The organism is Erwinia sp. Leaf53 (assembly GCF_001422605.1).
Classification (GTDB): Bacteria; Pseudomonadota; Gammaproteobacteria; order Enterobacterales; family Enterobacteriaceae; genus Erwinia.
The window spans coordinates 211,820-221,630 of sequence record NZ_LMLK01000021.1 but is presented as its reverse complement, the minus strand read 5'-3'; the positions used below and the strand labels follow the sequence as shown (position 1 = coordinate 221,630).

Sequence of the window (9,811 nt, the reverse complement as noted above, 5' to 3'; positions counted from 1 at the left end):
ACTTATGATCAATAAGTTAACTCTGTGTGCAGTCGCCGTTTGCTCTGCACTTTCCGGCTCCGCCGCGTGGGCGGCCGATAGCGACTATCAGCTGGAACAGGTACTGATGCTCAGCCGTCACAACCTGCGTGCTCCGCTGGCGGATAACGGCAGCGTGCTGGCGCAGGCGACCAAAAAGTCCTGGCCAAAGTGGGATGTGCAGGGAGGTCAGCTGACCACCAAAGGTGGCGTGCTGGAGGTCTACATGGGGCGCTACACCCGTGAATGGCTGGCGCAGCAGGGGCTGGTGAAGGACGGCGAATGCCCGAATCCAGGCGCTATTTACGCCTATGCCAACAGCCTGCAGCGTACCGTGGCCACCGCACAGTTCTTTATTACCGGTGCTTTCCCCGGCTGTGATATCAGCGTTTCCCATCAGGATGAGATGGGCGTGATGGATCCGATCTTCAGTCCGGAGATCACAGACGGCAGTGATGCCTTCCACCAGCAGGCGCTGTCGGCGATGAACGCCGCCGGTGAGAAGCTGGCGCTGAAACCGGCGTTCCAGCGGCTGGAAAAAATCATTGATTACAAAAATTCTGCGGCCTGCGACGGCAAAAAGCAGTGCGATCTGAGCCGTGACGGGCAGAACAGCTTCAGTGCTGACAAGGGCAAGGAGCCGAACGTTGCCGGTCCGCTGAAGGTAGGCAATTCGCTGGTGGATGCCTTTACCCTGCAGTATTACGAAGGCCTGCCGCTGGAGCAGGTGGCCTGGGGGCAGATCAAAACCCCGGAGCAGTGGCAGGAGCTGTCGGCGATCAAAAATGGCTATCAGGATGCCCTGTTTACCTCGCCACAGGTGGCCCGCAACGTTGCCGCACCGCTGGTTGACTACATTCGCAGCCTGCTGGTAGAGCAGGATAAAAACGATACCCCGGCGGTGACGCTGATGGTTGGCCACGACTCCAACATTGCTTCGCTGCTGTCGGCGATGGACTTTAAGCCCTATGAACTGAACGGGCAGAATGAACGCACGCCGATCGGTGGTATGGTGCAGTTCCAGCGCTGGCACGACAAGAAAAACGACCGGGACCTGGTCAAGGTGGAGTACGTTTACCAGAGCAGCGAACAGTTGCGTGATGCACAACCGCTGTCGCTAGAGACCCCGCCGAAGCGCGTGACGCTGCAGATGGCCGGTTGCCCGACCGATGCCAACGGCTTCTGCTCGTGGGACACCTTCACCAAAGTGCTGACCGATACGCTGCAGGGCACTCCACTGCAGGTAGCGGCTCCGGCAGCTGCAGCGGCTGATGCGGCGAAAGCCCCGGCCGCGAATGCGGATGCGGCAGAGAAAGCGGCTGGTGACAAAGCCGCAGCCGATAAAGCCGCAGCCGATAAGGCAGCGGCGGACAAAGCGGCAGCGGATAAAGCAGCGTCTGAGAAAGCAGCTCAGGCTAAAGCCGCAGCCGATAAGGCAGCGGCGGACAAAGCGGCAGCGGATAAAGCAGCGTCTGAGAAAGCAGCTCAGGCTAAAGCCGCAGCGGATAAAGCAACGGCAGAGAAGGCTGCGCAGGCCAAAGCGTCTTCGGACAAGGCTGCGCAGGTCGCGAAAGAGAAAGAGAAGGCCGCGGCGGATAAAGCCGCAACAGAAAAGGCGGCTAACGACAAAGCCGTGGATAAAGCGGCTGACCAGCCTGCGGCCAAAGAGGCTCAGCCTCAGGCAGAGGCGAAACCGGCCCAGCCTGCGGCCGGCTAAGTTCCATTCGCTACAATCGCCGTACAGAAAGGCCGACGTGATGTCGGCCTTTTTTTATACGAACGGTTTACGATGCCACGACCACCAGCTTCTGATTCACAAACTCTTTGATGCCGAGATCGGACAGTTCGCGGCCAAAGCCAGAGCGTTTTACGCCGCCAAACGGTAGCTCGGCGGCGGTGTCGCTGGCGGAGTTGATATAGACCATTCCGGTCTCAATCCGTGAGGCCAGCGCGCGTGCGCGGGCAATGTTCTGGCTGAACACCGCGCCGCCCAGGCCGTAGTGGGAGTCGTTAGCCAGCTTCACCACCTCGTCATCGTCTTTGACGATATACACCTGCGCCACCGGGCCAAAGAACTCCTCGAAATACGCCGGGTTATCGCGGGTGATGCCGGTCAGAATGGTCGGCTGGTAGAAGCAGCCGGGGCCGGCTACCGGACCGCCGCCGATCAGCAACTGCGCGCCGTTCTCCAGCGCCCGGCTGACCTGTTCCTGCAGGCGATCGCGCGCGTCCGCCGACGACAGCGGGCCAAGGGTGGTGGCTTCGTCCAGCGGGTCGCCAATTTTGACCGCTTTAAACGCCTCGGTCAGCTTCTGCAGAAAGGCATCGGCGACCTTTTCATGCACCAGGAAACGTTTTGCGGCGGTACAAACCTGGCCGCAGTTGCTCAGGCGGGCGCCCGCGCCGTTTTTTACCGCTTTATCAAGGTCACAGTCATCCAGCACCACAAACACGTCGTTACCGCCCAGCTCCAGGGTGGTTTTCTTCAGGTGTTTACCGGCCTGCTGGGCAACAGCGCTGCCGGCGCGTTCGGAGCCGGTCAGCGCCGCTCCCTGCACGCGGTCGTCGGCGATCAGGTCGGCTATCTGTTCATTGCTGGCGAACAGGTTGGTCCAGGCCCCCTCCGGCGCGCCCGCTTCCCTGACCAGCTGCTCAAACAGCACCGCGCAGTGCGGCACGTTGGCGGCGTGCTTGGCCAGCACAGGATTACCGGCCGCCAGGTTCGGTGCCAGCACGCGCATCAGCTGGTAGAACGGGAAGTTCCACGGCTCTACCGCCACCAGAACGCCGATCGGATGGTGTTCGACCCAGGCTTCACCGAGGTCGGTGGGATAGGGGACAGGTGCCAGAAAACGCTCCGCGTTGTCGGCGTAATAACGGGCGATCTGCGCACAAAGTTGCACTTCGCCGCGGCTCTGCCGCAGCAGCTTGCCCATCTCAATGCTGGCGGTTTTGGCCAGCTCATCGACGCGTGCGTCAATCAGGTCGGCCAGCTTATGCAGAACCTGCAGGCGTGGCTGAATAGGCCCTTTGGACCAGTCTGAATGGTAGAGGGCATCGGCCGTGGCCAGCGCCTGCTCGATCTGCCGATCGCTGTGGTCGGGCCAGGACTTAATCAGCGAATTGGTTGCGGGATTAATGCTCTGATAGGACATTGCGCTCTCCTTGAGTCAGTTTTCACCCTGAGTGGGCCATTGTGTTGCTGCACGGAATAAGCGTAGTAGGCAAAAAAGGGGACAGGCCGTGTTTCGGAGGACTCTCACGGCCGGTAAGGCAGTCCGGGGCAGAGACGCCTGCCCCGGCAGGCTACACGTTGCGGCGTTCGACCTGTTTGTTATCCCAGGTGAGAATATCCTGGTCGGTCTTTTCAAAGGCGCGGATCAGCACGTCGTCGCTGCCCTGCTGCGCCCAGATGGTTTCGGCCAGCCGCTCGTCGTAGTTGGCCACTTCAAAAATCGCTTCGGCGATCTCATGGGAGGTCAGCCGCAGATCGGCCCACTGTGCCACATGGTGGGCTTTTGCTTGATGCGTTGTCATTCCGTTCTCCTGATTGAATGATGAAGGATCGGACTCTCGCCACAGGCGGCGCACCGTCCGGTGCGCCTGACTCCTCAGTATAGAAGATCGCCGCCGGTGTGCCTGTCGGCGCGAAAATAGGGTGTGCTCCCGCAACCCGCCATGCCGGCGCCTGTGGCGATGTGCTTGACCCGCCCGCACGAAGTGCGCACACTGGCGCAAATTTTTTTCCGGGTGGGCTATGGCTGGTTTTTTCTCGCGTTACAAACTCTCTCTCAGCCGTCAGGAGCTGATCCTGGTGCTGATCACTATCATCTGGGGCGGCACCTTTCTCACCGTCCACCATGCGATGAAGTTCAGCGGCCCGTTTTTCTTTATCGGCGTGCGTTTTGCCGCGGCGTCGCTGCTGCTGGGGGCGATCTTCTGGCGCAGCATGCGCGGCATGACCTGGCAGGAGGTTAAAGCCGGTACCCTGATCGGCCTGAGCATCAGCCTCGGCTACGGCCTGCAAACCTACGGCATGCAGACCATCACCAGCAGCCAGTCGGCGTTTATTACCGCCATGTACGTGCCGCTGGTGCCGCTGCTGCAGTGGATCTTCCTCGGGCGGATGCCGGGCCTGATGTCGTGGATCGGCGTGCTGCTGGCTTTCATCGGCCTGCTGCTGCTGGCCGGCCCGAGCGTCGGATCGGTCGCCTTTAATGTGGGAGAGATCGTCACGTTGCTCAGCGCGCTGGCGATTGCCGCCGAGATCATCCTGATCAGCGCCAGCGCAGGGCGGGTTGACGTGCGTCGGGTAACGGTGGTCCAGCTGGCGACCGCCTCGCTGTTTGGTTTTCTGCTGATGCTGCCCAACCAGGAGTCGGTACCGCCCTTTAGCCCGTACCTGCTGTGGAGCGCCGTCGGGCTGGGAGTGGCCAGCGCCATTATTCAGGTCACGATGAACTGGGCGCAGCGCAGCGTCTCACCGACCCGCGCTACGGTGATTTACACCGGGGAACCGGTGTGGGCCGGCATCGTCGGGCGGATCGCCGGCGAACGCCTGCCCGCCATCGCTCTGCTGGGGGGGGCGCTGATCGTGCTGGGGGTGCTGGTCAGCGAGCTGAAGCTGAAACGAAAAAAAGCGGCGCAGGAGCCCGCGCCGCTGAAGTGTGATAACGCTTAACCCTGCTGGCGGATGACGCTGTCAGCACGCGCTGCCGCGCCTTTACGGCTGAGCAGAGCGTTCAGCAGAATGGCACCGAAGGTGGCGGTGCCGATGCCGCCGAAGGTGAAGCCGCCGATATTCAGGGCAAAATCCCCCGCGCCCAGCACCAGCGTCACCGCCACCATAATCAGGTTGCCGTTCTGGCTGAGATCGACCTGATTCTGGATCCAGATGCGCGCGCCGGCCACGGCGATCAGGCCAAACACCACGATTGACGCACCGCCGATCACCGGGCCGGGAATGGTGTGGATCAGCGCGCCAAACTTCGGCGAAAAGCCCAGCAGCAGCGCAATCAGCGCGGCGGCAACAAACACCAGCGTTGAGTACACCCGGGTCACCGCCATTACGCCGATATTCTCTGCATAGGTGGTGACCCCGCTGCCGCCGACGCCGCCTGACAGCATGGTTGCCAGCCCGTCACCGACAAAGGCCCGGCCGATATACGGATCGAGGCTGCGGCCGGTCATACCGGCTACCGCCTTCAGATGGCCGAGGTTTTCAGCCACCAGAATGATCGCCACCGGCGCGATGCTGAACATCGCATGGCTGCTGAAGGAGGGCGCGGTAAACTGCGGCAGGCCAAGCCAGGGCGCGGCGCTCAGCAGGCTGAAGTCCACCGGCTTACCGAGGCCAAAGCCGTTGGTCAGCAGCGCATAAAGCCCCCAGGCGACGATTAACCCGACCAGGATCAGCAGGCGTTGCACCATCCCGCGGGTGAAGACGGCCACGGCACCGATGCACAGCACCGTCATCACCGCCATCCAGCTGTCAAAGGCGCTGGCCGACACGCTGCGCACGGCGATCGGCGCCAGGTTCAGACCGATCGCCATCACCACCGCGCCGGTGACCACCGGCGGCATCAGCGACTCAATCCAGCGGGTGCCGGACTTCATCACTATCACGCCGATCAGCGTATAGAGGGCACCGCAGGCGATAATGCCGCCCAGCGCCACGCCAAGGTTGGCATTCATCCCCTGGCCACTGTAACCGGTGACGGCAATCACCACCCCGACAAATGCGGCGCTGGAGCCAAGGTAACTCGGTACCCGGCCGCCGGTAATCACAAAGAACAGCAGCGTGCCCACGCCGGACATCAGGATGGCAAGGTTGGCATCCAGCCCCATCAGCAACGGCATCAGCACCGTGGCACCAAACATCGCCACCGCATGCTGCAGGCCCATTACCAACGTCTGTCCGGCAGGTAACGCTTCATCGGGGGCAACAATCTCCGCAGAGCCTGCCCGCGTTTTGGACCATTGAGGAAACCAGGAACTCGCCATCGTCTTCTCCAGAGTGAGGGAACTGCGTTAAGTGACGGCACCGCCGCCGGGTAGCCCGCTGCAGGGAAACCCTGCCCGCGGCGTTACGGTAAACTGGCGCTGCGCTGCAACGGGTGATAATTACGGTCGTAGTAGATCAGGCCGTGGGCCTGGTCGTTGCAGATCAGCGCCTGCGCTTCGCAGATAAGAATGTCGTGGGTGCCGACGCTGATGGTGCGGATCAGCGTGCAGTCAAACGATGCCACCGCGCCGCTGAGCACCGGCGATCCGGTGGCCAGCGTCGTCCAGCTGGCGGCGTTAAAGCGTTCCGCCATCGGCGTTTTGCCGCCGAAAAGGTTCGACAGCGGCTGATGCCCGTCGGCCAGGGTATTGACGCAGAGGCGGCCGTTGCGGGTAAAGGTCTCCCACACCGACGACGAACGGTTCAGACACACCAGCAGCGTGGGTGGCGTATCGGTGACGCTGCACACCGCCGAGGCGGTAAAGCCGGCGCGGCCGGCCGGGCCATCGGTGGTAATGATGTTGACCGCTGCCGCCAGCTGCGCCATCGCGTTACGAAACTGCTGCCGTTCCACGGCGGCGGAAGGGGAGGGATTCAGTGTGGCCAGGGACATTGCGGTTCCTTACCCGGTAACGGGAGTGGGGTGACGGTGGGGCGTGGAGAACGGCGTGGTCTCCAGCCAGTTCAGCAATAAGCGGTTAAACGTCGGGCTGTCGGTCACGCTCATCGCGTGACCGCCCCAGTCCATCAGCTGCAGGGTAGCGTCTGGCAGGGCTGCCTGCAGCTGTTCAGAGCAGGTCCAGGGCACCAGCAGATCGTCGCGTGAGCAGAGCAGCAGCACCGGCAGGGCGATCTGCGCGGCGCTGGCGCTGAAATCGCAGGCCATCAGCGCCTGCAGGCGTTTCAGCAGGTTATCCGTGCCCTGAAAATGGGCGATATGCAGGCTGTCCTCGGCTTCAATGCGCGCCTGATGCCGGGAAAGCCAGTCCGCCGGGTAAAGGAACAGCGGCTGGGCGCGCACGAAGGCCTCGACGCCGCTGTTCAGCAGCAGATCCTGGCGCACGCGGAAGCAGCGGCGGGTGTGGGCGTCCAGCTGCAGCCAGCCGTTGACCACCACCAGCCCGAGCAGGCGCTGCGGATGATCCAGCGCCAGCTGCAGACCGATCAGGCCGCCGAGCGCGTGGCCGACCAGCACAAATTTATCGATACCCTGCGCATCCAGCGCCGCGATCAGCTCATCGGCCATCTGCTGCATGCTGTAGCCGGCCGGCAGGCTATCGGCGCTGCGCCCGGTGCCGCGCTGGTCGTAGCTCACCACGCGATAGCGCGCGCGCAGCGCGTCCAGCTGCGGCAGCCAGAAACTGCCCAGCCCGCCCAGCCCTGCGGACAACACCAGCGTAGTGGCGGCCGCGTCGTCACGGCCGGAAAGGGTTATGTGCATGCGCAGCCTCCTTAACGACCGATGTGCGCCACGCTGGCGATTTCCACCAGCGCGTCGGGCTTCACCAGGCCACACTGAATGCAGTAGCGGGCCGGCTTCTCCCCCGGAAAGTAGTCGGCATACACCGCGTTGATCGCCGCATAGTGCTGCCAGTCGGTGAGGAAAATCGAGTTAAAGGTGACGTCCTCCAGCGTGCCGCCGGCGGTTTCGATCACGCTTTTAATCGTCTCCAGCACGTGGCGGGTCTGCGCCGCCGCATCGCCGACATGCACCACGTTGTTGTCCTTATCGAACGGCAGCGTTCCTGATACATAGACCACGCCGTCTGCCAGCGTACCGGGGACGAACGGTGCAATCGGCACGCCGGTGCCCGGCGGGGTGATAATCGTTTTAGGCATGAGCGTGCTCCGGTTAAAGGGCGGTGGCCTGCGCCGCCGGGATGGGTTCTGCCTGCAGCGCGCTGCAGAAGCTGCTGACGTCAGACACCCAGCCGAAAAAGGTTTCGATATTAAACAGCGCGGCCTGCTGGGCAAACGCCGGCCCCGCCTGGTGGGTGGCATCCTCCAGCACGATGCCGAAGTACTCGAGGAAGAAGCCGTCGCGCAGCGTCGACTCGACGCAGACGTTGGTGGCAATCCCGGTCAGCACCAGGTGACGGATGCCGCGGCTGCGCAGCATGCTGTCGAGCGCGGTGTTAAAGAAGCCGCTGTAGCGCGGTTTAGGCAGCACAATGTCGCCGGGGCCCGGCGTCAGCTGATCGACCAGCTGATAGTCCCAGCCGCCTTTGGCCAGCAGCGTGCCCTGCAGTTCCGGCTGGCGGCGCATGGTTTTCAGCGCGTTGGACTTATGCCAGTTGGGGGAGCCGGGGCCGCCCGCTTCGACATACTGTTCATCCCAGCCGTTCTGCAGCCAGATGATCTGCAGGCCGGCGGCGCGGGCGGCGGCGACCGCCACCTTAATCTGCTCGATCACCGGCCGGGTGGCCGAAACGTCAAAACCGGCCAGGTCGAGATAACCGCCCGCGCTGGCGTAGGCGTTCTGCATATCCACCACGATCAGCGCGGTCTGCTCCGGCGGGAACCGGATCGGCTCCGGGCGTGCCGGCAGGGTCACGGCATTGTGCTGGCTGGCGGTGGTGCACACTACAGGCTGTTTCGGGTTCATCAGGCCACCTCCTGTGCGGCATCAATCGCGTCTGTTCTGCAGCGCATCAGCGGCTGGATGCGCTGACCAAAGTTCTCAATGCCCTGCAGGAAATCGTCAAAGGTCAGCAAAATGCCTTCGGTGCCCTCCACGGTGGCCACCTCGTCCAGCATCCGCGCCACGCTGGCGTAAGATCCGACCAGCGTGCCCATATTGATATTGACCGCCGAGGTCGGGTCGGCCATCTGCCGCACGTTGGTGTCGCTGCCGGAGCGCTGGTCCTGCTGGCTCTGGGTGGTCAGCCAGGAGAGCGCCTGCTCATCGGCACCGGCTTTGTAATGCTCCCACTTCGCGCGGGCGGCTTCGTCGGTTTCATCGCTGATAATCATAAACAGCACGTAGGAGCCGACGTTACGGCCGGCGGCATCGGCGGCCTGCTTCATCCGCAGAGTGGTCGGCGCAAAGGCGGTCGGCGTGTTCACCCCTTTGCCGAAGCAGAAGTTGTAGTCCGCGTGGCGGGCGGAGAAGGCCATGCCGGCGTCGCTCTGCGCCGCACATACCACCTTCATCGGCTTTTGCGGCTGCGGGCTCAGGCGGCAGTCGTTCATGGTGAAGAACTCACCTTTTAAATCCGATTTGCCGGTGCCCCACAGATCGCGCAGCACGCTGACATATTCGGTCAGGTAGTCATAGCGGCGCGAGAAGTACTCATCGCCGGGCCACAGCCCCATCTGGTCATATTCCGGTTTTTGCCAGCCGGTCACCAGATTGACGCCGAAGCGGCCGCCGGAGATGGAGTCAATGGTCGATGCCATGCGGGCGACGATCGCCGGCGGCAGGGTCAGGGTAGCGGCGGTGGCGTAGATCTCAATGCGCGAGGTCACCGCCGCCAGGCCGGCCATCAGCGTGAACGACTCCAGGTTATGGTCCCAGAACTCGGTTTCGCCGCCGAAGCCGCGCAGCTTGATCATCGACAGCGCAAAATCGAAGTTGTAGTGCTCCGCCCGCTGCACGATCGCCTTGTTCAGCTCGAAGGTCGGCATGTACTGCGGTGCATTACGGGAGATCAGCCAGCCGTTATTGCCGATCGGGATAAAGACGCCCATTTTCATACGAAACCCCTTGGTTTAAGTGTGTGATGTTATCCCGGCGCTGCGTTGCTTCCTGCACTCCCCGATCGCGGCGCTCGTGAGAAAGATTGCAAA

10 protein-coding genes are annotated in these 9,811 nt (G+C 62.6%); 2 read left to right on the top strand and 8 right to left on the bottom strand.

Annotated elements, in window-relative coordinates:
• Window positions 1–4: 4 nt before the first annotated feature.
• On the top strand, window positions 5–1,735 hold the full coding sequence (gene agp / locus ASF13_RS12810) for a bifunctional glucose-1-phosphatase/inositol phosphatase (protein ID WP_056236804.1): 1,731 nt from the start codon (window positions 5–7) through the stop codon (window positions 1,733–1,735).
• Window positions 1,736–1,802: 67 nt separating this feature from the next.
• Here the strand turns inward: agp and ASF13_RS12805 are convergent, their stop codons facing one another.
• Together ASF13_RS12805 and ASF13_RS12800 are read right to left on the bottom strand one after the other, a co-directional pair.
• Window positions 1,803–3,173, bottom strand: coding sequence for an NAD-dependent succinate-semialdehyde dehydrogenase (locus tag ASF13_RS12805; protein WP_056236802.1), 1,371 nt, complete (start codon window positions 3,171–3,173; stop codon window positions 1,803–1,805).
• A 151-nt stretch (window positions 3,174–3,324) separates the two neighbouring features.
• Entirely contained in the window at window positions 3,325–3,555 is a 231-nt protein-coding gene (locus ASF13_RS12800) for a YccJ family protein (RefSeq protein ID WP_056236801.1), read from the bottom strand.
• Window positions 3,556–3,775: 220 nt separating this feature from the next.
• Here ASF13_RS12800 and ASF13_RS12795 point away from each other — a divergent pair, with 220 nt between their 5' ends.
• Entirely contained in the window at window positions 3,776–4,699 is a 924-nt protein-coding gene (locus tag ASF13_RS12795; protein ID WP_056236799.1) for a DMT family transporter, read from the top strand.
• Here ASF13_RS12795 and rutG read toward each other — a convergent pair.
• The 6 genes from rutG to rutA form a co-directional block, all read right to left on the bottom strand.
• Window positions 4,696–6,021, bottom strand: a complete 1,326-nt coding sequence (gene rutG, locus ASF13_RS12790) for a pyrimidine utilization transport protein G (protein WP_056236797.1) — start codon at window positions 6,019–6,021, stop codon at window positions 4,696–4,698. The two genes, ASF13_RS12795 and rutG, sit on opposite strands and share 4 nt — an antisense overlap.
• 83 nt (window positions 6,022–6,104) lie before the next feature.
• The gene (rutF, locus tag ASF13_RS12785; RefSeq protein WP_056236796.1) at window positions 6,105–6,635 is read right to left on the bottom strand and encodes an NADH-dependent FMN reductase RutF; all 531 of its coding nucleotides are present in this window, start codon (window positions 6,633–6,635) and stop codon (window positions 6,105–6,107) included.
• A gap of 9 nt (window positions 6,636–6,644) precedes the next feature.
• Entirely contained in the window at window positions 6,645–7,463 is an 819-nt protein-coding gene (rutD, locus tag ASF13_RS12780; RefSeq protein WP_056236794.1) for a pyrimidine utilization protein D, read from the bottom strand.
• Between the two features lie 11 nt (window positions 7,464–7,474).
• Complete coding sequence (gene rutC, locus ASF13_RS12775) at window positions 7,475–7,861, bottom strand: pyrimidine utilization protein C (RefSeq protein WP_056236792.1); 387 nt, start codon at window positions 7,859–7,861, stop codon at window positions 7,475–7,477.
• A 13-nt stretch (window positions 7,862–7,874) separates the two neighbouring features.
• Window positions 7,875–8,627, bottom strand: coding sequence for a pyrimidine utilization protein B (gene rutB / locus ASF13_RS12770; RefSeq protein ID WP_056236790.1), 753 nt, complete (start codon window positions 8,625–8,627; stop codon window positions 7,875–7,877).
• Window positions 8,627–9,718 (bottom strand): pyrimidine utilization protein A, encoded by a 1,092-nt coding sequence (rutA, locus tag ASF13_RS12765; protein WP_056236789.1) that lies wholly within the window; start codon window positions 9,716–9,718, stop codon window positions 8,627–8,629. Before rutA ends, rutB begins: the two co-directional genes overlap by 1 nt.
• Window positions 9,719–9,811: the final 93 nt, after the last annotated feature.

Bases quoted from the DNA above. Each gene is read 5' to 3' on its own strand.
- agp (WP_056236804.1), top strand. From the start codon at position 5: ATGATCAATAAGTTAACTCTGTGTGCAGTCGCCGTTTGCTCTGCACTT.
- rutD (WP_056236794.1), bottom strand. From the start codon at position 7,463: ATGCACATAACCCTTTCCGGCCGTGACGACGCGGCCGCCACTACGCTG.
- rutF (WP_056236796.1), bottom strand. From the start codon at position 6,635: ATGTCCCTGGCCACACTGAATCCCTCCCCTTCCGCCGCCGTGGAACGG.
- ASF13_RS12805 (WP_056236802.1), bottom strand. From the start codon at position 3,173: ATGTCCTATCAGAGCATTAATCCCGCAACCAATTCGCTGATTAAGTCC.
- rutB (WP_056236790.1), bottom strand. From the start codon at position 8,627: ATGAACCCGAAACAGCCTGTAGTGTGCACCACCGCCAGCCAGCACAAT.
- rutA (WP_056236789.1), bottom strand. From the start codon at position 9,718: ATGAAAATGGGCGTCTTTATCCCGATCGGCAATAACGGCTGGCTGATC.
- rutG (WP_056236797.1), bottom strand. From the start codon at position 6,021: ATGGCGAGTTCCTGGTTTCCTCAATGGTCCAAAACGCGGGCAGGCTCT.
- ASF13_RS12795 (WP_056236799.1), top strand. From the start codon at position 3,776: ATGGCTGGTTTTTTCTCGCGTTACAAACTCTCTCTCAGCCGTCAGGAG.
- ASF13_RS12800 (WP_056236801.1), bottom strand. From the start codon at position 3,555: ATGACAACGCATCAAGCAAAAGCCCACCATGTGGCACAGTGGGCCGAT.
- rutC (WP_056236792.1), bottom strand. From the start codon at position 7,861: ATGCCTAAAACGATTATCACCCCGCCGGGCACCGGCGTGCCGATTGCA.